Source organism: Variovorax sp. CCNWLW235, from assembly GCF_037204085.1.
In the GTDB taxonomy this organism is placed as follows: Bacteria; Pseudomonadota; Gammaproteobacteria; order Burkholderiales; family Burkholderiaceae_C; genus Variovorax.
Map to the genome: position 1 here is coordinate 26,465 of NZ_JBBCBW010000007.1, position 20,859 is coordinate 47,323.

At 65.6% G+C, this 20,859-nt stretch carries 21 protein-coding genes; 14 read left to right on the forward strand and 7 right to left on the reverse strand.

Annotated features, from left to right (window positions below):
- Window positions 1-34: 34 nt before the first annotated feature.
- Window positions 35-784 carry a FadR/GntR family transcriptional regulator gene (locus V9L21_RS10330; RefSeq protein ID WP_337311532.1) on the reverse strand — a complete coding sequence of 250 codons (750 nt, stop codon included), beginning with the start codon at window positions 782-784 and terminating at the stop codon, window positions 35-37.
- Window positions 785-989: 205 nt separating this feature from the next.
- On the opposite strand from V9L21_RS10330, the gene V9L21_RS10335 reads away from it, so the two are divergent.
- The 5 genes from V9L21_RS10335 to V9L21_RS10355 all read left to right on the forward strand — a co-directional run bounded on the left by V9L21_RS10335 (window position 990) and on the right by V9L21_RS10355 (window position 5,543).
- Window positions 990-2,729 (forward strand): IlvD/Edd family dehydratase, encoded by a 1,740-nt coding sequence (locus V9L21_RS10335; protein ID WP_258501538.1) that lies wholly within the window; start codon window positions 990-992, stop codon window positions 2,727-2,729.
- A gap of 1 nt (window position 2,730) precedes the next feature.
- Window positions 2,731-3,639, forward strand: coding sequence for a 2-dehydro-3-deoxygalactonokinase (locus tag V9L21_RS10340; protein WP_337311535.1), 909 nt, complete (start codon window positions 2,731-2,733; stop codon window positions 3,637-3,639).
- Entirely contained in the window at window positions 3,636-4,277 is a 642-nt protein-coding gene (locus tag V9L21_RS10345) for a 2-dehydro-3-deoxy-6-phosphogalactonate aldolase (RefSeq protein WP_337311536.1), read from the forward strand. The genes V9L21_RS10340 and V9L21_RS10345 overlap by 4 nt, the downstream gene beginning before the upstream one ends.
- A 28-nt stretch (window positions 4,278-4,305) precedes the next feature.
- Entirely contained in the window at window positions 4,306-5,061 is a 756-nt protein-coding gene (locus V9L21_RS10350; protein WP_337311890.1) for an aldolase, read from the forward strand.
- A 158-nt stretch (window positions 5,062-5,219) separates the two neighbouring features.
- Window positions 5,220-5,543 carry a hypothetical protein gene (locus V9L21_RS10355; protein ID WP_337311538.1) on the forward strand — a complete coding sequence of 108 codons (324 nt, stop codon included), beginning with the start codon at window positions 5,220-5,222 and terminating at the stop codon, window positions 5,541-5,543.
- A gap of 36 nt (window positions 5,544-5,579) precedes the next feature.
- On the opposite strand, the gene V9L21_RS10360 is transcribed toward V9L21_RS10355, so the two are convergent.
- The 3 genes from V9L21_RS10360 to V9L21_RS10370 are packed head-to-tail and all read right to left on the reverse strand — an operon-like array spanning window position 5,580 to window position 8,749.
- Window positions 5,580-6,989, reverse strand: coding sequence for an MATE family efflux transporter (locus V9L21_RS10360; RefSeq protein ID WP_337311540.1), 1,410 nt, complete (start codon window positions 6,987-6,989; stop codon window positions 5,580-5,582).
- 34 nt (window positions 6,990-7,023) lie between these two features.
- Complete coding sequence (locus V9L21_RS10365; protein ID WP_337311541.1) at window positions 7,024-8,259, reverse strand: MFS transporter; 1,236 nt, start codon at window positions 8,257-8,259, stop codon at window positions 7,024-7,026.
- Window positions 8,252-8,749 carry a MarR family winged helix-turn-helix transcriptional regulator gene (locus V9L21_RS10370; protein WP_337311543.1) on the reverse strand — a complete coding sequence of 166 codons (498 nt, stop codon included), beginning with the start codon at window positions 8,747-8,749 and terminating at the stop codon, window positions 8,252-8,254. Before V9L21_RS10370 ends, V9L21_RS10365 begins: the two co-directional genes overlap by 8 nt.
- A gap of 50 nt (window positions 8,750-8,799) precedes the next feature.
- Here V9L21_RS10370 and V9L21_RS10375 point away from each other — a divergent pair, with 50 nt between their 5' ends.
- The 9 genes from V9L21_RS10375 to V9L21_RS10415 all read left to right on the forward strand — a co-directional run bounded on the left by V9L21_RS10375 (window position 8,800) and on the right by V9L21_RS10415 (window position 17,514).
- Entirely contained in the window at window positions 8,800-9,345 is a 546-nt protein-coding gene (locus tag V9L21_RS10375; protein ID WP_337311545.1) for a PaaI family thioesterase, read from the forward strand.
- Between the two features lie 14 nt (window positions 9,346-9,359).
- Complete coding sequence (locus V9L21_RS10380) at window positions 9,360-10,052, forward strand: nitroreductase (RefSeq protein ID WP_337311547.1); 693 nt, start codon at window positions 9,360-9,362, stop codon at window positions 10,050-10,052.
- Window positions 10,053-10,182: 130 nt separating this feature from the next.
- On the forward strand, window positions 10,183-11,244 hold the full coding sequence (locus V9L21_RS10385) for a Fe(3+) ABC transporter substrate-binding protein (protein WP_337311549.1): 1,062 nt from the start codon (window positions 10,183-10,185) through the stop codon (window positions 11,242-11,244).
- Between the two features lie 136 nt (window positions 11,245-11,380).
- Complete coding sequence (locus tag V9L21_RS10390) at window positions 11,381-13,045, forward strand: ABC transporter permease (RefSeq protein ID WP_337311550.1); 1,665 nt, start codon at window positions 11,381-11,383, stop codon at window positions 13,043-13,045.
- Window positions 13,042-13,725 carry an ABC transporter ATP-binding protein gene (locus tag V9L21_RS10395; protein ID WP_337311552.1) on the forward strand — a complete coding sequence of 228 codons (684 nt, stop codon included), beginning with the start codon at window positions 13,042-13,044 and terminating at the stop codon, window positions 13,723-13,725. The genes V9L21_RS10390 and V9L21_RS10395 overlap by 4 nt, the downstream gene beginning before the upstream one ends.
- Window positions 13,726-13,822: 97 nt before the next feature.
- Window positions 13,823-14,500, forward strand: coding sequence for a glutathione S-transferase family protein (locus V9L21_RS10400; protein ID WP_337311553.1), 678 nt, complete (start codon window positions 13,823-13,825; stop codon window positions 14,498-14,500).
- A gap of 47 nt (window positions 14,501-14,547) precedes the next feature.
- Window positions 14,548-14,988: a lactoylglutathione lyase gene (gene gloA, locus V9L21_RS10405; protein ID WP_337311555.1), complete on the forward strand. Its 441-nt coding sequence runs from the start codon at window positions 14,548-14,550 to the stop codon at window positions 14,986-14,988.
- A gap of 304 nt (window positions 14,989-15,292) precedes the next feature.
- The gene (locus tag V9L21_RS10410) at window positions 15,293-16,456 is read left to right on the forward strand and encodes a hypothetical protein (RefSeq protein ID WP_337311557.1); all 1,164 of its coding nucleotides are present in this window, start codon (window positions 15,293-15,295) and stop codon (window positions 16,454-16,456) included.
- Window positions 16,453-17,514, forward strand: coding sequence for an acyltransferase family protein (locus tag V9L21_RS10415; protein ID WP_337311558.1), 1,062 nt, complete (start codon window positions 16,453-16,455; stop codon window positions 17,512-17,514). The genes V9L21_RS10410 and V9L21_RS10415 overlap by 4 nt, the downstream gene beginning before the upstream one ends.
- Before the next feature lie 26 nt (window positions 17,515-17,540).
- Here the strand turns inward: V9L21_RS10415 and V9L21_RS10420 are convergent, their stop codons facing one another.
- Genes V9L21_RS10420 through edd form a run of 3 tightly spaced genes read right to left on the reverse strand, consistent with a single transcriptional unit; the run spans window position 17,541 to window position 20,733 of the window.
- Window positions 17,541-18,269 (reverse strand): haloacid dehalogenase type II, encoded by a 729-nt coding sequence (locus V9L21_RS10420; protein WP_337311560.1) that lies wholly within the window; start codon window positions 18,267-18,269, stop codon window positions 17,541-17,543.
- 2 nt (window positions 18,270-18,271) lie between these two features.
- Entirely contained in the window at window positions 18,272-18,916 is a 645-nt protein-coding gene (gene eda, locus V9L21_RS10425; RefSeq protein ID WP_157614912.1) for a bifunctional 4-hydroxy-2-oxoglutarate aldolase/2-dehydro-3-deoxy-phosphogluconate aldolase, read from the reverse strand.
- Entirely contained in the window at window positions 18,907-20,733 is a 1,827-nt protein-coding gene (gene edd, locus V9L21_RS10430; protein WP_337311563.1) for a phosphogluconate dehydratase, read from the reverse strand. The genes eda and edd overlap by 10 nt, the downstream gene beginning before the upstream one ends.
- Between the last annotated feature and the right edge of the window lie 126 nt (window positions 20,734-20,859).

Below are 20,859 nucleotides of genomic sequence, written 5' to 3' on the forward strand. Positions count from 1 at the left end.
TCGCTTTTGCTGTTGTTATGAAATCTGCCGCACGTCAAAGCGGAAACGCCTTGAGCCTGGTGGCCGGGCGGCTGATGCGCGGAAGCTTCTTGCGCGAGGCGAGCACCTGCTCGATGTCGTGGCGGGCACCGTCGATCAGCACCAGCACTGCTTTTTCGGCCCGTACGGAGTCTCGCGCAATCACGGCGTCGAGCACCGCGCGATGCAACGGCAGCGAGCTGGCGGGACCGTTCTTGCGGCTGGTCGATATTTCGAAGCTCGTGCGCAGCAGCGCACCCAGCGCGCGACTCATCTGCACCAGCATGCGGTTGTGGCTGGAACGGATGAGCCCCTGATGAAAACGCAGGTCGGGCGTGATGTAGTCGCCACCGAATTCGATGGCGCGCTTCATGCCCGCATAGGCGTCTTCCATGTCGGCAATGTCTTCGGCCGTGGCGCGCGCAGCTGCCAGCCCGACGGCCGCAGGCTCGACCACGCGGCGCAGGTCCTGCAGGTCGCGCAGGAACTCGGCCGACAAGCCTGCTTCGGTCTGCCAGACGATCACATCGGCGTCGAACCAGTTCCACTGGTCCGCCGGCTGCACGCGCGTGCCCACCTTGGGTCCGCTGGTGACCAAGCCCTTTGCAATCAGCGACTTGATCGACTCGCGAATGACGGTGCGGCTGACGCCGAGCTCCTCGCACAGAAGCGGTTCCGGCGGGATCGACGCGCCAGGCGCATAACGGCCGGCGACGATGTCGCTTCCGATGCGGTCGACGGTATTGCCGTGAACGTTCTTGATCATGCGTGCCTGTTGATTGCTTGTCTGTCTGTTGTTGTGTTTCCCGGCTCTCGCTTCTTGCCGGTTCAGGAGCCTGGGACGCCGCCAGCCACTCGAAAACCCTGAACGCCGTGACAGCGTCTCACGCTTATCATATGATGATTGAAAACGCATTTCGGCAGGAAAAACCCTGACCTGTCGGCACACTTCCAGTTACCGGAGACAAGCGATGACCACCCCGCCGAAGAAGAAAAATCCCGAAGACCTGCGCAGCCAGCAATGGTTCGGCCGCAATGACCGCGACGGCTTCATCTACCGAAGCTGGATGAAGGGCAAGGGCGTGCCGCACGACCAGTTCGACGGGCGTCCGGTCATCGGCATTTGCAACACCTTCAGCGAACTCACGCCGTGCAATTCGCACTTCCGCACGCTTGCCGAGCAAGTGAAGATCGGCGTGTACGAAGCGGGCGGCTTTCCGGTGGAGTTTCCGGTCATGTCGCTCGGCGAAACGCTGCTACGCCCCACCGCCATGCTGTACCGCAACCTTGCGAGCATGGACGTGGAAGAAAGCATTCGCGGCAACCCGCTCGACGGCGTGGTGCTGCTCATGGGCTGCGACAAGACCACGCCCGCGCTCATGATGGGCGCGGCCAGCGTCGACCTGCCGACCATCGGCGTTTCGGGCGGCCCCATGCTCTCCGGCAAATGGCGCGGCCAGGAGCTGGGCTCGGGCACCGGCGTGTGGCAGATGAGCGAGCAGGTGCGCGCCGGCACGCTCAAGCTCAAAGACTTCTTCGAGGCCGAAAGCTGCATGCACCGCAGCCACGGCCACTGCATGACCATGGGCACCGCAAGCACCATGGCCTGCATGGTCGAGTCGCTCGGCATTGGCCTGCCGGGCAATGCGGCATACCCCGCAGTCGACGGCCGCCGCAACGTGCTGGCACGCATGGCCGGCCGCCGCATCGTCGACATGGTGCATGAAGACCTCAACATGTCGAAGATCCTCACGCGCCAGGCCATCGAGAACGCCATCAAGGTCAATGCGGCCATCGGCGGCTCGACCAACCTGGTGATTCACCTGCTGGCCATTGCGGGCCGCATCGGCGTCGATCTTTCGCTCGACGACTTCGACAGGCTGGCCTCCGAGCTGCCATGCCTGGTCGACCTGCAACCTTCGGGCCGCTTTCTCATGGAAGACTTCTGCTACGCGGGCGGCCTGCCGGTGGTCATCAAGGAAATTGCGGAGCACCTGCACAAGGACGCCATCACCGCCAACGGCCAGACGCTGTGGGACAACGTGAAGGACGCCGAAAACTACAACCCGCAGGTGATCCGCCCGCTGGCAGAGCCCTTCAAGGACAAGGCCGGCATCTGCGTGCTGCGCGGCAACCTCGCGCCCAACGGCGCCATCATCAAGCCGAGCGCTGCCACGCCCGAACTGCTGGTGCACAAGGGCCGCGCGGTGGTGTTCGAAAACGCCGACGACCTGCACAAGCGCATCGACGACGAGAACCTGGACATCGACGAGCACTGCGTCATGGTGCTGAAGAACTGCGGCCCGCGCGGCTACCCCGGCATGGCCGAGTCGGGCAACATGCCGCTGCCGCCCAAGGTGCTGCGCAAGGGCATCACCGACATGGTCCGCATCAGCGATGCGCGCATGAGCGGCACGGCCTATGGCACGGTGGTTCTGCACACCTCGCCTGAAGCCGCGGCGGGCGGCCCGCTCGCGCTGGTGCAGGACGGCGACATCGTCGAACTCGACGTGCCCAACCGCAAGCTGCACCTGCATGTGAGTGACGAGGAACTGGCCAAGCGGCTCGAAAAATGGGTCGCACCCAAAGCGCCGCTCGATTCGGGCTACTGGAAGCTCTATGTCGATACGGTGCTGCAGGCCGACCAGGGGGCCGACCTGGCCTTCCTGCGTGGCCGCCGCGGAAGCTTTGTGCCGCGCGACAATCACTAGGATGACAAAACTCGTAGCCATCGACTGGGGCACGAGCTCCTTGCGCGGCGCATTGCTCGACGCGGGTGGCAATGTGCTTGAAGAGCGCAGCGACACGCGCGGCATTCTCAAGGTGCCGGCGGGCGGCTTTCCCGCAGTATTCGATGAGCTGTTCGGCGACTGGATGCAGCCCGAAGGCACGCGCTGCCTGATCTCCGGCATGGCCGGCAGCAAGCAGGGCTGGGTCGAGGCGCCGTATTGCGCCTGCCCCGCGGGCCGCGTCGAAGTGGGCCGCAAGATCATCGACATCGACGCGCGGCCGGGTTCACGCATTGCCATCGTGCCGGGCCTGAGCGACGAGCATGACGGCGTTCCCGATGTCATGCGCGGCGAAGAAGTGCAGATCTTCGGCGCCATGGCATTGATGGATGTGGACGAAGGCGTGTTCGTATTGCCGGGCACCCATAACAAATGGGCCACGGTCAAGAAAGGCCGCGTCACGGGCTTTCGCACCTTCATGACCGGTGAGTTCTATGCGCTGCTGAGCCAGCATTCGATTCTTGCGCGCACGCTCGATGCCGATGCACCGCTCGACGAGGCCGCTTTCGTGCAAGGCGTTACCCGCGCCGACAACGGCCAGGGCCTGCTGCACAACGCCTTCGGCGCGCGCACGCTGGCACTTTTCGAACGCATGCCCACGCAGGAGCTTGCGAGCTATCTCTCGGGCCTGTTGATCGGCGAAGAACTGCGCACCCAATCGCTGCATGCCTTCGGCGAAGTGGTGCTGATCGGCTCCCCTGCGCTGACGCAGCGCTACACGCTTGCGCTGAGCGCTACCGGCACCGCCACCCGCACGCTCGGCGCCGAAGCCACCTGGGCCGGGCTGCACGCGCTGTCCGGTTTTCTCGACGCAGACAGAACACCCTCATGACGACTCCCCAAGAAAAATTCGATGCCGCGATGCGCGAGCTGCCGCTGGTCGCCATCTTGCGCGGGCTCACACCGCCCGAGGCCGCCGACGTGGGCGACGCCATCGTCGAGTCGGGCTTCCGGCTGCTCGAAGTGCCGCTCAATTCACCCAAGCCCTATGCCAGCATCACGCTGATGCGCACGCGCTTTCCGCAGGCACTGGTGGGCGCCGGCACGGTGCTCGATGCGCAGCAGGTGCGCTATGTGCATTCGGCCGGCGGCGAGCTGATCGTGTCGCCCAACTTCAACGCCGAAGTCATTGCCGAAGCCGTGCGGCTCGGCATGGTCTGCCTGCCGGGCGTGATGACGCCGACCGAAGCCTTCGGCGCGCTGGCCGCGGGCGCCACCGGGCTCAAGCTCTTTCCGGCCGAACTGGCATCGCCCGCAGTGGTGAAGGCGCTGCTTGCGGTGTTGCCCGCCGGCACGCCACTGATGCCCGTGGGCGGCATCACGCCGGCCAACATGGCCGAGTGGCGTGCGGCTGGCGCGTCCGGCTTCGGCATCGGCTCCGCGCTCTACAAGCCGGGCAAGCAGGCCTCGGCAGTGCGTGCCGACGCCGAGAGATTCGTTGCGGCCTATACGGGCGCAATCCGCGCCTGAGCGCATTTTTTTTCACTTCCATCCACACATCCACGAGGCCCCGTCGATGTCCGCAGATTCAGACTACGCCAGCCCCGCCGTGCGCAAGTTGCGCGAAGACCTTGCGCTTGCATTGCGCGCAGCCGCACACCACGGCCTGTCCGAAGGGGTCTGCAACCATTTCAGCGTGATGCTTCCGGGCGCGCAAGACCGCTACCTGATCAACCCTCGCGGCCTGCACTGGAGCGAGATCGGGCCCGACGACATCGTGCTGATCGACGTGCACGGCGAAGTGCTCGCCGGGCGTCACCGGGTCGAACCAACTGCCCTCTTCATTCACGGTGCGGTGCACCGGATCACCGGCCATGCAGTGGTGCTGCACTGCCACATGCCCTACGCCACGGCGCTCACGCTCACGGCCGATCGCGCGCTCGACCCCACGCTGAGCCAGAACGCGATGCGCTACATGAACCGCATCGCGATCGACGCGGTGTACAACGGGCTGGCGCTAGACGATGCCGAAGGCGAGCGCATCGCGCGCGCCATGGCGGGAAAAGACGTGGCCTTTCTCGCGAACCACGGCGTCGTCGTGGCGGGCGCCACCATTGCGCACGCCTATGACGACCTCTACTACCTCGAACGCGCAAGCCTGCACCAGGTGATTGCGCAATCGACCGGGCGCCCGCTGGTTCCCGTGGATGCCAAGATGGCCTCGCTTGCCGCGGCGCAGATACAGGGCGAACGCGAGCAGTCCGACCTGTTCTTCGAGGCGCTCCGGCGAATGCTGCCTCCGCCACACGGCTGACGTCCGTTCGGCCGGTTACGGCCACGGCACAGGGCGCCTAGGATGGCGGAACGGTTGCGCAGCGGCTTACAGCTCTTTATCGGATTTCGCGCGAGCCTTACACAGCGTTCACATGGGAGCACGACGATAGGGCTTCCAACCACTCCATTGGAGTTGCCATGAAAAAGCTCATCTTCGCAATCAGCGCCGCTGCCCTGCTCTCGCTGACCGCCCTCAGCGCTCCGGCCCAAGCCCAGACCGGCGGCCGCTTCATCCAGGCACAGGTGTATATGGTGCCCGCACCACCGCCGCCGCGCCATCACTACTACGCTCCGCCGCCCCCGCGGCCCTATTACGGTCCGGGCTACCACCATGGCCACGACCGCTACGAGCACCGCCGGCATCGCCATTGGGAAGAGCGCCGCTACGGCCGCAGGGACTACGACGGCGACGGCGTTCCCAATCGCTACGACCGCCGGCCCGAGAACCCCTACCGCTACTGATTTCGCGCGCTAGGCCTGGCCTTGGCGCAAGCCGGCTCAGGCTTGCGCCGCCACCCGCCGCAGCAGATTTGTGGGCGTGCGCGGCCAGCCGACACGGCCGAACCACGCGCCGCCCGCAATTGCCGACGCGATGACGATGCCGTACACCACCAGCGCCACGCCTTGCGCGGCGAACACGCCGGTCAGCCCGCCGCCCCAGCGCAGCGCCAGCCACCCGCCGATGCCGGCCACGGCCAGCCGCGCGATGTTGCCGAGCACAGGCCACAGCAGGCGCCCCGCCCCCTGCGAGGCAAAGTACAGCACCAGGCCGACGCCGAAGAAGCCGTAGAGCGGCCCCACCACGCGCAAGTAGTGCGCGCCGGTTTCGAGCATGGCAGGGTCATTGCCGAACAGCAGCAGCCAGGGGCGCGGAAACAGCGCCGCGGCGAGGCCGATGGTTTCGGTCAGCGCAAAAGCCAGAGCGGCACCGGCCCATGTGGCGCGCAACGCGCGCTCGCGCTGCCCGGCACCCATGCAGGTGCCGACCATCGCGACCAGCGGCGCGCCAAGGCCGAACACCAGCGGCACCAGCAGGTATTCGAGCCGCGATGCGGTTCCGTAGCCTGCCAGTGCGCCTGAACCGAAATGGCCGGTCAGTGCAGTGGCAATGCCGATCGACAGATTGGTTGCCACCGTGGACACCGCACCCACGAGCCCGATGCCCAGGATGTTGCGGAACAGCGGCCAGCGCAGCTTCAGCGCGGCAAGCGTCGGGCGCAGCAGGCTGCGCGGCGAGCGCAGGTAGACGATGAGCGCCACCGAGCCCAGCAGGTAGTACAGCAGCAGCGCCATTGCGCCGCCCGCAATGCCCATGCCCGGCAGCGGACCCCAGCCGAAGATCAGCAACGGCGATGCAGGAATGAGAAACGCAACGCCAGCCACCGTCACGTTCGCCGGCACCGCCATGTTGCCGGTGCCGCGGATGATGGCCGACAGCGAGTTGAAGAGCCACACCAGCACCGCGCCCGCAAATACCCAGTTCGAGTACGTCAACGCCGCCTCCAGTGCGGCGCCGGTGCCGCCCATGATCCCGTAGAGCCAGCGCCCGCCGGCCAGCAGCGCGAGCGAGAAGAGCAAGCCGAAGCCGATGGCGATGACCACCGCGTGCCACACCAGCGCGTCGGCATCATCACGGCGGCGCGCGCCCAGAGCGCGTGCAATGGACGAGGCAATGCCGCCGCCCATCGCGCCGCTCGACGTCATCTGCATCAGCATGACGATGGGAAACACCAGCGCCATGCCCGCAAGCGCATCGGTGCCCAGCTTGCCAACGAAGTAGGTTTCGATGAGCCCGACGGAAGCCTGCGCCACCATCACGAGCACATTGGGCGCGGCCAGCCGCAGCAGCGTCGGCACGATGGGCGCTTCGAGCAGCCGCCGCGTGCGCGGATCGAGTTCCTGGCTCATTCATCGCCCCCTGTGCTTTGCACGCGGTGCGCGTTCATGCCGCCGCCAGCTTCGAACGCACGAGCCGCGCTTCGCGGATCGGCAGGTGCACCAGCGCGGCGCCGGCGGCAAGCGCGATGTCGATGTACCAGACGATGTCGTAGTTGCCCGTGGCCTGGAACACGTAGCCGCCCAGGAACGCGCCCAGGAAGCCGCCGACCTGGTGCGCCAGCATCACGATGCCGAACAGCATTGCCATGTTGGCCGGCCCGAACATCTTGGCGACGAGGCCGGCGGTCGGCGGCACGGTCGACAGGAAGGTCACACCCATCACGGCGGCAAACACCAGCATGACCGCGGTCGTTTTCGGCGCCAGCAGAAACACCAGCACGGCGATGCCGCGCGTGGCATAGACCAGCGACAGCAGCGACTTCATGCGCCAGCGCCCCACGGCCCAGCCCATGGCAAGGCTGCCGACGATGTTGAAGAGTCCGATCATCGCGAGCGCCCAGCCGCCGACTTCGGCCGGCAGCCCGCAGGCCGCAACGACGCCGGGCAGGTGCGTGGCCAGGAAGGCAACGTGAAAGCCGCAGACCAGGAAGCCCAGGCTCAGGTAGCGGTAGCTGGGCGTCGCGAGCGCCTGGCCGATGGCCTGGCGCGCACTCAGCGGCTTGGTGCCCGATGCGGCCGCCGAGGCCGCGGCCATTGCGTTCGAATTGCCCTTGAGCACCCATGCGGCCGGCAGCGCCAGCAGCACCAGCACGCCGAGCCACTGCATGGCGCCGGCCCAGCCCACGGCGGCCGTCAGGCCGACGGCAATCGGTGCCATCGCGAACTGTCCGAAGGAGCCGCCGGCATTCACCATGCCGGTGGCCAGGCCGCGCTTGTTTGGCGGCACCAGGCGCGTGGTCGCGGCCATCAGCACCGAAGGGCCTGCCATGCCGGCGCCACCGGCCGCAAGCACGCCAATGGCGAAGATCAGGCCAGCCGTGCTCGTCATGAGCGGCGTGATGAGCGTGCCGATGGCCACCATCAGCACGCCGATGAACACCACGCGCCCGGTGCCGATGCGGTCGGCCACGGCGCCCGCGAAGGGCTGCGTGAGTCCCCACCAGAGCTGCCCGAAGGCGAACGCAAGGCTGATGCTGCCGATGCCGAGCGCGGTCGAGGTGTTGAGTGCCGAGAGAAACAGCCCCATCGTCTGACGCACGCCCATCGTGAGCGCGAAAGCGCCCGCGGCCGCCAGCAGCACGAGCCAGAGCGCATGGCGCCGTACAGAGGTTTCATTCATCGCGGGCTCCTGTTTCGTCTTCCGGCTGTCCATCGCCCAGCCCTGCGCGCTGCAGCAACTCCAGGCTCTCGTCGAGAAGGGCATGCAGCGCCAGAACGCGCTCCGTGCCGAGGATGTCGTTGAGCGCCAGCTGCGCGCCGTGCCACAGGCGCTGCGCCTCGGCCCGCTTCTCGCGGCCCGCGTCGGTAATCGACAGCATGCGGCTGCGCGCATCGGGGCCCTCGGTTTGCACCAGGAAGCCCGCCGCCAGCATCGGCTTGAGATTGCGCGTGAGCGTGGAGGCGTCGACGTTCATTTCGCGCGCGAGGTCGACCGGACGCAGCGGTCCGAAATGCAGCACGTGCGAGAGCAGTGAATACTGCGTGGTCTTGAGCCCGCTGGGCGCAACGTGCGCGTCATAGAGGCGCGACGCCAGCCTGGAGAGCCGCCGCAAGCGGAAATTGGTACATCCCTGGGGCTTCAGCTGAGGGGGCTTCGGAGCGGTGTTCATTTTTTGATTGTAGCTACAATAATTGCATCTACAACCATCAAGGAGATTTCATGTCCGAGCCCCATTCCATCGACGCCTGGATCGCCCAAGAGGCGGAGATCGTCCAACGCCTCGATGCGGGACCCGGTCCCGGCCTGGCACTCCCCGAGCAGATCGCCGGCAAGACCGGGCTGCAGATGATGGAAGCGATGCTGCGCGCCGAAATCCCCTATGCCGCCATCGCCAAGACGCTCGACTTCACGCTTCTTTCGGTGAGCCCCGGCGTGGCCGTGTTCCAAGGCACACCGCTGCCGCAGCATCTGAATCCGCTCGGCACCATCCATGGCGGCTGGGTTGCCACGCTGCTCGATTCGGCGCTGGGCTGCTCGGTCCACACCATGATGCCGGTCGGCCGCGCCTACACCACCGCCGAGCTGAGCGTGAACTACGTGAAGGGCCTCACGCCCAAGGTGCAGCGGGTTCGCGCCGAGGGCAAGGTCATTCATTGCGGCAGGCAACTGGCCACCGCCGAGGCGCGGCTTTTCGGACCGGACGGCACGCTGTACGCACACGCCACCACCACCTGCCTCGTGTTCGAAATGCCTTCTCCCCGGTAAGTCGGGCCGCCGCCATGCCACTCACGCCGCTCGACCCTGGCCTCGCTCCGGCCTTCAAGACTCTGCTTTCGGAGAGATACAGCTGCCGGGCCTACCTTGCAGAACCCGTCGCACGCGAAACCATCGACACGATCCTGCAGATGGCACAGCGCACCGCCTCCTGGTGCAACTCGCAGCCATGGCAGGTGATCGTGACCAGTGCCGATGCCACCGAGCGGCTGCGCCAGGCCTTCGATTCGGACGAGGCCGCGGCCGATGCCGCGTTCGACATCGCGCCTCCCGCGGAATACCGCGGCGTGTACCAGGAGCGCCGCCGCGAATGCGGTTTTCAGCTGTACGAGAGCGTCGGCATCGCGCGCGGCGACCGCGAGGCTTCGGCGCGGCAAGCCAAGGAGAACTTCAGGTTCTTCGGGGCGCCGCACCTGGCCCTCGTCACCACCGAGGCGCTGCTAGGCACCTATGGCGCGGTGGACTGCGGTGCCTATGTCGGCAACTTCATGCTGGCGGCGCGCAGCTTCGGCGTGGCCAGCATCGCGCAGGCGGCCGTCGCGTCGCGCTCCAGGTTCCTGCACCGCTGGTTCGAGATTCCGGACGACCGCCAGATCGTCTGCGGCATTTCGTTCGGCTACGAGGATCCGGCGCACCCGGCGAATCGCTTTCGCACCACGCGCGCAACGCTGGGCGGGGCTTGTCAATGGGTGGATTAACCGGCGCGGCCCGGTGCTTCTTGTAAGTGCAAGGACGTAAAACGGTCTCAATGGCAGTGATAATGATTCGCATCGTTGCCATGCGGCCGCGATGCTTCTCGAAACTGTCCCTGCACCTGGAGGATCCTTCATGACCGACCGCCTCGGCGTTCAAGGCCGCGCCGCCCGCGCATTGCTCGGCGTCTCCGCCGCCTGGCTGGCCGCTGCCGCCCTGCCTGCCTTCGCCGCCAACGACGAACTCACGCTCTACACAACGCGTGAACCCGCGTTGATCCAGCCGCTGATCACGGCCTTCAGCACGCAGACCAACATCAAGGTCAACACCGTGTTCGTGAAGGACGGCCTGCTGGAGCGCGTCAAGGCCGAAGGTGCACGCTCGCCGGCCGACGTGCTGATGACGGTGGACATCGGCAACCTGATCGACCTGGTGGACGGCGGCGTGACGCAGCCGGTGAAATCGGCCGCGCTCGAATCGGCCATTCCCGCCAACCTGCGCGGCGCCGACGGGCAATGGTTCGCGCTCTCGCTGCGCGCGCGTGTGCTCTACGCCGACAAGAACCAGCCCCTCACGAGCTTCCGCTATGAAGACCTGGCCAACCCGAAGTGGAAGGGCAAGGTCTGCATCCGCGCGGGCCAACACCCCTACAACACGGCGCTGATCGCATCGATGATCGCGCATGACGGCGAAGCCAAGACCGAACAATGGCTGCGCGGCGTCAAGGCCAACCTGGCCCGCAAGGCCACCGGCGGCGACCGCGACGTGGCGCGCGACATCCTCGGCGGCATCTGCGACATCGGCGTGGCCAACTCGTACTACGTGGGCCAGATGAAGAGCGCCAAGGAAGGCACCGACGCGCGCAAGTGGGGCGACGCCATCAAGGTGATCCGCCCGACCTTCGCCAGCGGCAAGAGCGGCGGCACGCACGTCAACATCAGCGGCGCGGCCGTGGCCAAGAACTCGCCGCAGCGCGCCAATGCGGTCAAGCTGCTCGAGTTCCTGGTGTCGGAGCCGGCCCAATCGCTGTACGCGCAAGCCAACTATGAATACCCGGTGCGCAAGGGTGTGGCGCTCGACCCGATCATCGGCGAGACCATCGGCGAGCTGAAGGTCGATCCACTGCCGCTCACCGACATTGCCAAGTACCGCAAGCAAGCCAGCGCGCTTGTCGACAAGGTCGGTTTCGACTTGTAATGTTGCTCGCCCCCAGGCTTCGCGCACTTCGTGTCGCTTCTCCCTCCCCCTACCGGGGGCAACACCAGTGGCCCGGCAAAGCCGGTTCCACGGTGTTTCCCCGAGGAGCGGGGGTAGTGGAAAGCCTGTGGTTCGCATGAGCTTCGGTGGCCTGCACGCTGCAGGCCCGCTCTGGCGCAGCGCCTCGTTTGCAATTGCCGTCGGCGTGCTTTCGCCGGTGCTCACGCTCGCCTGGCTCGCGTTCGGCTCCGGCGTGGCGCACTGGGGGCCGTTGTTCGCGCACGTGCTGCCGCAGGCGGCGCTCAATACGGCCGTGCTGCTGGCAGGTGTCGGCGTGCTGGTGCTGGTGATAGGCACCGGCTGCGCCTGGCTGGTCACGGCCTGCGACTTTCCGGGGCGCCGCGTGCTGCACTGGGCACTGCTGCTGCCGCTGGCCATGCCGACGTATATCGTCGCCTTCGCCTACCTGGACCTGCTGCACCCGATCGGCCCCGTGCAGGGCGCGATCCGCTGGGCCTTGGGCTTCGACAGCCCGCGCCAGTTCCGCCTGCCCGACCTGCGCTCGATGCCGGGTGCGATCTTCGTGCTGGGCTTTGTGCTCTACCCGTACGTCTACATGACCGCGCGCGCCATGTTCATGACGCAGCCCGCGCACTTGATGGAAGCAGCCCGCACGCTGGGCGAAAGCCGGCGCGGTGCGTTCTTTCGGGTGGCGCTGCCACTGGCACGCCCGGCGCTTGCCGTGGGCCTGAGCCTTGCGCTGCTCGAAACGCTCAACGACATCGGCGCCTCTGAATTCCTGGGCGTGAACACGCTCACCGTTGCGGTCTACACCACGTGGATCACGCGCTCCGACCTGGCCGGCGCGGCGCAGATCGCCTGCGCCATGCTGTTCGTGGTGGTGGCCCTGGTCTGGCTCGAACGCAACGGCCGCCGGCATCAACGCTTCGGCTCGACGCAGCGCATGCGTGCGATGCAGCCGCGGCGCCTGCACGGCTGGACGGCATGGCTGGCCACCGCCACCGCCGCCTTGCCGGTGATGATCGGATTCGCAGCGCCTGCTCTCTACCTCGTCTGGGAAAGCAGCAAGCGCCTGCGCCAGGGCGGCGGCATTTCGCAAGGCCTGCTCTCCAGCCTTGGCAACACGCTGGCACTGGCCGCGGGCGTGACCGTCGTCGCCGTGGCCGCGGGGCTGGTGGTGGCATGGGCGGCCCGCAGCCAGGGGTCGCGGCCCAACCGCGCGCGCTGGCAGGCACGCGTGGCCGCGCTGGGCTACGCAGTGCCGGGCACGGTGCTCGCCATTGGCCTGCTCACGCCCGCGCTGGCGTTCGACGCCGCATTGGCAAACGCCTTCGGCCTCACGGGCCTGCCGCTGATGGGCGCGGGTGTGGTGCTGGTAGTGGCCTGCGCCATCCGTTTTCTCGCCATGCCGGTGGGCGGCATCGAGGCCGGGCTTGCCCGTATTCCGCCGGCCATCGAACAGGCCTCGCGGCTGCTGGGCGAAACCACCGGCGGCACGCTGCGCCGTGTGCATCTGCCGCTGCTGCAGCCCGCCATTGCCACGGGGGCGCTGCTGGTCTTTGTCGACGCGATGAAAGAGCTGCCCGCCACGCTGCTGCTGCGTCCCGCCAATTTCGACACGCTGGCCACATGGCTCTATGCCGAGGCCGCCCGCGGCACGTACGAGGAAGGCGCGATTGCCGCGCTGGCCATCGTCGCGGCCGGGCTGCTGCCCGTGGTGCTGCTGGCACGCAATCAACTGGGCACGCCATCGGCCTTGCCCGGTCCGGACAAAACATGAGTTCCCCCCTTTCCCTCGAGTCGATCCAGCTCGCCTACGAAACACCGCGCGGCCTGCACACCGTGGTGAACGACTTTTCGCTGTCCCTGCCCGCGGGCGAAATAGCCTGCCTGTTCGGCCCCTCGGGCTGCGGCAAGACCACCGTGCTGCGCGCCATCGCCGGCTTCGAACCCGTGCGCGCCGGCGCGATCCGGCTCGGCGACGTGCTGCTGTCTTCGACCCAGGTGCACATGCCCCCCGAGCAGCGGCGCGTGGGCATGATGTTTCAGGAGTACGCGCTGTTTCCGCACCTGTCGGCGAGCCAGAACGTGGCCTTCGGCCTGCGCCGCTCGAGCCGTGCGCAACAGCAGTCGCGCGTGGCCGACATGCTGTCGCTCGTCGGCCTGGCCGACGCCGGCGAACGCTTTCCGCATGAACTGTCGGGCGGCCAGCAGCAACGCATTGCGCTTGCCCGCGCGCTGGCGCCTTCACCCGCGCTGCTGTTGCTCGACGAGCCTTTTTCGAACCTCGACGGCGGCACGCGCGAACGCCTGACGGCGGAGGTGCGTGGCATTCTCAAGCGCGCCGGGCAGACCGCAATTCTGGTGACCCACAACGATGCCGAAGCCCATGCCATGGCCGACCGCATCGGCGTGATGCATGGTGGCCGCATCACGCATTGGCTGGACACCGCCAAATAGCACAAGGCGCCCGTTCGGCGAATGGGCTTTCCGGGAAAAGGTTGTTCGGGACCGCAAGAATGCGGCGCTCCTACATCCCTATTTTTCGGAACATCCCATGGCCAAGCCCCTTACCCTCGTCAGCCACTTGCTGTGCCCCTATGTGCAGCGCGCAGCCATCGCCCTGGCCGAGAAAAACGTGCCCTTCGAGCGCGTGGTGATCGACCTCGCGAACAAGCCGGACTGGTTCATCGCGATTTCGCCGCTCGGCAAAGTGCCTCTGCTGCGCCTCGAGCGGCCTGACGGCAGCGAAGCGGTGCTGTTCGAAAGCAACGTGATCTGCGAATACCTGGAAGAGACCCAACCCGGCCCGCGCCTGCACCCTGAAGACCCACTCACCCGCGCCGAACATCGCGCGTGGATGGAATTCGGTTCGGCCATATTGGGCGACCTGTGGGGCTACGAAACCACGCGCGACGCCGAAGTGTTCGAACAGAAGCGCCTGGCACTCGCCGCCAAGTTCGAGCGCGTCGAAGCCGCGCTGGGCGCAGGCCCCTACTTCGCGGGCGAAAACTTCAGCCTGGTCGATGCGGTCTTCGCGCCGGTCTTTCGCTACTTCGAGGTGTTCGACGAGATCAGCAACTCGCACATCTTCGATGCGTTGCCGAAGGTGGATGCATGGCGCAAAGCGCTGGCGGCGCGGCCCAGCGTGCGCAACGCCGTGGTGCCGGAATATCCGCAGCACCTGCGCGAATTTCTGCAGAAGCACGAGGCGCACTTGCTCGCGCTCGCGTAATCCCGACAATCGAATTCTTCCCACAACAACGAACAGGCACCCACGAGATGCGACTTCTCCACACCATGCTGCGCGTCGGCAATCTCCAGCGTTCGATCGACTTCTATACGAAGGTGCTGGGCATGAACCTGCTGCGCACCTCCGAGAACCCCGAGTACAAATACAGCCTCGCCTTTGTCGGCTACGGCAACGGCAACCCAGACCAGGCAGAGATCGAACTCACCTACAACTGGGGCACCGAAAGCTACGAGCTCGGCACGGCCTACGGCCACATCGCGCTCGGCGTACCCGACGCCTACGCCGCCTGCGAAAAGATCAAGGCCGCCGGCGGCAACGTCACGCGCGAGGCCGGCCCCGTGAAAGGCGGCAGCACGGTCATCGCTTTCGTGACCGATCCGGACGGCTACAAGGTCGAACTGATCCAGGAAAAGTCCAGAGCCCACGGCGACAAGGCAGAGGCCGCCGCAGACGCTTTGCGCGCGCCGTAATCGGCAGACGCAATGAGTGCCGGCCACCGGGCCGGCTCCGCGAGGTTGCAAGCAACCGTAAGAAACGCGAGCCCTGGAATGCGCGGGCGAATTAACGAGACAAAATAAGCCGCCTTTGCAGGGCGACCGGCATATTCTTTGCTGCGCTTTTCTCGGTGAAGGCGTTAATGCTAAACACTTCACAACGCACGAATTTGCAACAAGAACCTTCATGCGTGAGCAAAAGCTGTAGGTTCACGAGCATTGGAATGCCCTGTTAATTCTGCTCCCGTCTTCCCAAATGAGCGCTTTCTTCTAAAGCGGAATGAATTTGACCAGTTTAAGCATACGCGGCAAGGCCATCGATCCGGCAATATCGCTCATCGTATTTCTATTTGCCGCGCTCGTCGTTGGGGCCATTCCGTTCGCGTATCACGACACGGCAGCCCAGATCTTTCCGGACGAAGACACGCTGCTGAGTTTCTTCGGTGCCGATGCATGCCAGCTGACCTCCACCACCATCGAGGAAAGAAACTCCTACGCCTGCAGCGCGTTCCTTCTTGAATCGGTGGGGTTGAGCGCCGGCACCGCGCCGTTGGCCGGCGCCCTGCTGAGCGTGTCGCTCACCTTGATTCCCATCTTCCAGTTCGCCCGCATTCCCCTGGGCGTATTTCTCGCGTCGCTGGCCTGGGGGGTCATCCGGGCGATTTTTCTTTCGGTTCTCTCCAAGGACATGCTGTCTGCCGCCGTGGTGCTCGTTTCGGTCATGGCGGCACGCCAATCATGGTTCGGGCTCACGTGGCTGTTGTCCGCCACGATTTACGGCTGGGTGGTCAGAAAGTACTGGCTGCTGGTCAGCGGCGTCTGGTTCGGGTTGAGGCTCATCAGAAAGCAACTCACCGTATTCCGGCTGCTGGTCATCATTGTTCTGGTCTACATCGCACTTGCGCTGACGTTCCAGATTGCGCTGGGCGTTACGCTGGACTTTGCCCGACTCGCGGTCAATGAAAACCGGGAAGTTGGCGCCGAAGGATCGCGAACGGTGATCGAGGCGGTCATTGCCTCCGACAATGCATTGCTGCAGGCGCTCAATGCGACGATCACGTTTTTCAGGCTGGCATTTCCGCTCGAGCTTTTGCGCTTTGGATCGGTCAGCCAGTTGGCATTTATTTCGATCATGCCTTTCACCTTCATCTGGATGGTGAAGGTCATCGTCAAGAGCGCGAAGTCCGACAATAGAAAGATCATCCAGGCCGGCAAGATTGCCCTGGCGCCTTTGTCCTTTCTCATTATCGAAGGCGTGTTCGAGCCCGATTTCGGCTCTTTTGCGCGCCATTTCGCCATTGTGAGTCCGCTTGTTTTTTCCGCCATGGCAATGCTGCAAAAAGCCGAACTGCGTGAAGAAAAGCGGTTGCGGCGCAGCAGCCCTGCCGCCCCTTCCGGCTCGCCGGCTCTCGTTGGCGCCATTCAGCAGGATCGCATCTCGTGAAGTCTCAATCCATTGCGGTCGACCAGCCCCAGTACGTTGAATCCATCCAGGCGGGAAGAGGCATTGCGGCTCTTCTGGTGGTGGTTCACCACATCGCGCAGAAATCGCATGCGCTCTCGGGTGGCGCCATTCCGTTGTTCGATTTCGGCATCGTCGGCGTCGACATCTTCTTCATGATCAGCGGCTTCATCATCTACTTTGTTACCGCCAACAAGACGATGACGCATGTGGAATTCATGGAAAAGCGAATCGTGCGAGTGTTCCCGCTGTATTGGGGGCTCTCATTGCTGGCATTGGTGGTTCTGATCTTCAAGCCGAACCTGATCAACAGCAATGCGCAGCAGGCAACGGATATTGCCGCCTCGTTTTTCTTGTGGCCCACCACCGCGCCGTATCTGGTGAACAACGGCTGGACGCTGACCTACGAGATCATTTTCTACGCGCTCTGGGCGCTTGTCGCGCTGCCCACAGCCAACCAAAAAACCGCAACCATTGCGTGCCTGATACTGGCTGCGGGCTCATTCATGGGGCTGCTCCTGAACGTAGACCCCAAGGTCATCAATTTTTCGCTGTTCGTGGAATTTGCCTTTGGCGTGGCCGTTGGCGTCGCGTTCAAGAAGGGGTTGTTCCGGCAACACATTCCTGCCGCCCTCGGCCTGACCGTTGCGGGCGCCTTTCTTGCCCACCTGGCCATATCCCAAGGCCTTGGCAGCGGCCAGCTGAGAGGATTTGCGCTGGCAATTCCTTCGGCCATGATGTTCATCGGAATCATCCTGCTCGGGCCGTTCTGGAAAAGAATGCGCACGGTGCTCGCCATTGGGGACAGCTCGTATTCGCTGTACCTCTTCCATCCGTTCATCCTGGTCGGCATTCCCATCACGGTGAAGCTGCTCGGCATTTCCTCGCCGGTGCAGATACTCGCCATTTCCGCCGCGGTCGGCGTTGCGGCCATTGCGGCTTCGCACATGGTCTACAAGCTGGTGGAATTTCCGCTCACGCAAATGATGCGCGGAATGATCAAGTCCGCGAAATCGCTTGGCGCAGCGAGAGCCAGGTAATTGCGGCCCGATGGGCCTTTGCGCGATCAGCAGCCCAGCAGATCGGCCAGTTGGTTGATGTCGCGCGCGTGCAGGTTGTTCTCTGCGTTCGGCGAAACATCCTTGGGCTGCGCGCAGCCGTATTCATGGGGCCGCTCAATGTAGGCGGTCTTCAGGCCGCACACGCGCGCCGCGGCAAGGTCGTCGTGGTGCGCCGCCGCCAGCATGACCTGGCCCGGCGTCGCATCGAACACGCCCGCCACGCCAAGGTAGGTGCGCGGATCGGGCTTGTAGGCCTTGAACACTTCGGCCGAGAGCACGCAATCCCACGGCAGGCCGGCGCGCTTGGCCATTTCGGTGAGCAGGCCGATGTTGCCGTTGGACAACGTGCAGATGGTGAACTTCTTCTTCAGGCGCGTGAGCCCCTCGACCGCGTCGGGCCAGGCGGGCAGCCTGTGCCAGGCGCGGCTCAGGTGTCGCTTGGCGGCGGTGTCGAGTTGCTCCGTCAGGCCGAAATCGTGCAGCACCTGCTCGAGCATGCTCAGGTGCAGTTCGTCGAGCAGCGTGAAGCCGCCCTCGCCCGCGGCAATCCGCTCCATGACCGATTTCATTGCGGGCTGGTAGCCGGCGCGCCACGCCAGCGCAAAGGTGGCGCCGTCCACGCCCGGCAACGCGAGTTCGGCCTCGGCGGCAATGCCGCTGTGCCAATCGACCACCGTGCCGAAAACGTCGAACGCGATGACCTTCAGGTCGCTCGCGTCGAAATCCGCGCGCATGGTCAGCGCTGCAGTTGGCTCGCGGCGCGTGCCAGCTGCTCGATCAGTGCCCAGTTGCCCTCGCGGATCGCGTCGGTCGGCACGATCCACGAGCCGCCCACGCAAGCCACGTTCGAGAGCGCGAGAAACTCCGCCGCATTGCCCGCATGGATGCCGCCGGTGGGGCAAAAGGTGACATCGCCGAACGGCCCTTGCCACGCCTTGAGCATCGGCAGCCCGCCCGCTTGCAACGCGGGAAAGAACTTGAGCTCGGTGTAGCCGTCTTCCTGCGCCGTCATGATCTCGCTGCCGGTGGCCACACCGGGCAGCAGCGGCAAGCCGAGGTCGTGGCAGGCCTTGCCGACAGCGCGCGTGTAGCCCGGGCTCACGCCGAACTTGGCACCCGCGAGCGCCGAGGCCTGCGCATCGGCCGCGCTGCGGATGGTGCCGGCGCCGGCCACGGCCTCGGGCACGTCCTTGGCAATGGCTTCGATGCATTCGAGCGCCTGCGGCGTGCGCAGTGTCACTTCGAGCATGCGGATGCCGCCGGCTACCAGCGCGCGCGCCAGTGGAATGGCATGTTTCACGTCGTTCAGCACGATGACCGGGATGACCGGCGCATCGCGCATGACGTCGAGTGCGGTGAGTTTGTTGTTATCTACAGCCATGAGCAGGCTCCTTCTTCAGCAGTCAATGCATTGCGCCGCATGCCGGCGAACAGCTCGCGGCCGAGGCCGTGGCCGTCGGCGATGCGCTTGGCTTCGGGCAGCTTGGCAAGCTCGCGTTCGGCCCATTCGTCGTCGGGCACCAGCACGGCAAGCGTACCCGCTACCGCATCCAGGCGTATGACGTCGCCGTCGCGCACCTTGGCGAGCGGGCCGCCCGCGGCGGCTTCGGGCGAGACGTGAATTGCGGCGGGAATCTTGCCCGATGCGCCGCTCATGCGGCCGTCGGTGACCAGCGCCACGCGAAAGCCCTTGCCCTGCAGCACCGACAGCGGCGGCGTGAGCTTGTGCAGCTCGGGCATGCCGTTGGCCTGCGGGCCCTGCCAGCGCACCACGCACACCACGTCGCGCTCGAGTTCGCCGGCGGTAAAGGCCTGCTGCAACGCGGCCTGTGAATCGAAAACGCGCGCCGGGGCTTCGATCACGTGGCGGTCGTCGGGCACCGAAGACACCTTGATCACGCTGCGGCCAAGATTGCCGTTGAGCAGCTTCAGGCCGCCGGTGGCGCTGAAGGGGTTCTCGACGGGCCGAGCCACCGCTTCGTCCTTCGAAGGCGCGGCGGATTGCCACACCAGGCGCTTGTCGTCGGCCATGGTGGGAACGTTCGCAAATTCGCGAATGCCGCCGGCGCGCACGGTCAGCACGTCGGCATGCATCAGGCCTGCGTCGAGCAGCTCGCCGATCACGAAGCCCGGCCCGCCCGCGGCCTGGAAAGCGTTCACGTCGGCACTGCCGTTGGGGTACACGCGCGTCAGCAGCGGAATCACGTCGGAGAGGCGCGAGAAGTCGTCCCAGTCGATCACGATGCCGGCCGAGCGCGCCACGGCCACCCAGTGGATCAGGTGGTTGGTGGAGCCGCCGGTGGCAAGCAGCGCCACCATGGCGTTGACGATGCAGCGCTCGTCCACAACTTCGCCAATCGGCGGGCAATTGAATTTCGTCTCGCTCGCGCGGCCGAGCACCGTGCGAACGGCCTCGCGCGTGAGCGTTTCGCGCATCGCATCGCCGGGCTGGATGAACGCAGTGCCGGGCACGTGCAGGCCCATGGCCTCGAGCAGCATCTGGTTGCTGTTGGCGGTGCCGTAGAAGGTGCAGGTGCCCACGGTGTGATAGGCCGCCATCTCGGCGTCGAGCAGGCCCTGCCGGCCAACCAGGCCCTGCGCAGCCTGCTCGCGCACCTTGGATTTTTCGCCGTTCGACAGGCCCGAGGGCATGGGGCCCGCAGGCACGAACACGGTGGGCAGGTGCCCGAAGTGCAATGCGCCGATCAACAGGCCCGGCACGATCTTGTCGCACACGCCCAGCAGCAGCGCGCCGTCGAACATGTCGTGCGTGAGCGCCACCGCGGTGCCCATGGCGATCACGTCGCGGCTGAAAAGGCTCAGCTCCATGCCGGGCGTGCCCTGGGTCACGCCGTCGCACATGGCGGGCACGCCGCCGGCCACCTGCGCCGTGGCGCCGAGGCTGCGCGCCTCGTTCTTGATGATGTCGGGGTAGCTCTGGTACGGCGCGTGGGCCGAGAGCATGTCGTTGTAGGCGGTGACGATGCCGATGTTGGGCGAGCGCTCCGTCACCACCCTGAACTTGTCGTTGGCCGGAATACCGGCCACGGCGTGCGCCACATTGGCGCAGCCCATGCGGTCGGAGCCGCGGTCGCGGTTGCGGATTTCGGTCAGGCGCTGGAGGTACGCGGTGCGCGGCCCCCGGCTGCGTTCGCGAATGCGAGCGGTAACGTCAAGGACGGTGGGATGTGTGCTCATGGGGATGTATTCGGTCGCGCTGCCGGCATCTGGCCAATGTCACTTTTGCGACCTTCGACTTGGAAGTGAATAGTACCAAGACAGCAAGACCAAGGCCGATCGGAAACGGCCTTCCAGCAATACGCA

Bases quoted from the DNA above. Each gene is read 5' to 3' on its own strand.
- V9L21_RS10330 (WP_337311532.1), bottom strand. From the start codon at position 784: ATGATCAAGAACGTTCACGGCAATACCGTCGACCGCATCGGAAGCGAC.
- V9L21_RS10335 (WP_258501538.1), top strand. From the start codon at position 990: ATGACCACCCCGCCGAAGAAGAAAAATCCCGAAGACCTGCGCAGCCAG.
- V9L21_RS10340 (WP_337311535.1), top strand. From the start codon at position 2,731: ATGACAAAACTCGTAGCCATCGACTGGGGCACGAGCTCCTTGCGCGGC.
- V9L21_RS10345 (WP_337311536.1), top strand. From the start codon at position 3,636: ATGACGACTCCCCAAGAAAAATTCGATGCCGCGATGCGCGAGCTGCCG.
- V9L21_RS10355 (WP_337311538.1), top strand. From the start codon at position 5,220: ATGAAAAAGCTCATCTTCGCAATCAGCGCCGCTGCCCTGCTCTCGCTG.
- V9L21_RS10360 (WP_337311540.1), bottom strand. From the start codon at position 6,989: ATGAGCCAGGAACTCGATCCGCGCACGCGGCGGCTGCTCGAAGCGCCC.
- V9L21_RS10365 (WP_337311541.1), bottom strand. From the start codon at position 8,259: ATGAATGAAACCTCTGTACGGCGCCATGCGCTCTGGCTCGTGCTGCTG.
- V9L21_RS10370 (WP_337311543.1), bottom strand. From the start codon at position 8,749: ATGAACACCGCTCCGAAGCCCCCTCAGCTGAAGCCCCAGGGATGTACC.
- V9L21_RS10375 (WP_337311545.1), top strand. From the start codon at position 8,800: ATGTCCGAGCCCCATTCCATCGACGCCTGGATCGCCCAAGAGGCGGAG.
- V9L21_RS10380 (WP_337311547.1), top strand. From the start codon at position 9,360: ATGCCACTCACGCCGCTCGACCCTGGCCTCGCTCCGGCCTTCAAGACT.
- V9L21_RS10385 (WP_337311549.1), top strand. From the start codon at position 10,183: ATGACCGACCGCCTCGGCGTTCAAGGCCGCGCCGCCCGCGCATTGCTC.
- V9L21_RS10390 (WP_337311550.1), top strand. From the start codon at position 11,381: ATGAGCTTCGGTGGCCTGCACGCTGCAGGCCCGCTCTGGCGCAGCGCC.
- V9L21_RS10395 (WP_337311552.1), top strand. From the start codon at position 13,042: ATGAGTTCCCCCCTTTCCCTCGAGTCGATCCAGCTCGCCTACGAAACA.
- V9L21_RS10400 (WP_337311553.1), top strand. From the start codon at position 13,823: ATGGCCAAGCCCCTTACCCTCGTCAGCCACTTGCTGTGCCCCTATGTG.
- gloA (WP_337311555.1), top strand. From the start codon at position 14,548: ATGCGACTTCTCCACACCATGCTGCGCGTCGGCAATCTCCAGCGTTCG.
- V9L21_RS10410 (WP_337311557.1), top strand. From the start codon at position 15,293: ATGAATTTGACCAGTTTAAGCATACGCGGCAAGGCCATCGATCCGGCA.
- V9L21_RS10420 (WP_337311560.1), bottom strand. From the start codon at position 18,269: ATGCGCGCGGATTTCGACGCGAGCGACCTGAAGGTCATCGCGTTCGAC.
- eda (WP_157614912.1), bottom strand. From the start codon at position 18,916: ATGGCTGTAGATAACAACAAACTCACCGCACTCGACGTCATGCGCGAT.
- edd (WP_337311563.1), bottom strand. From the start codon at position 20,733: ATGAGCACACATCCCACCGTCCTTGACGTTACCGCTCGCATTCGCGAA.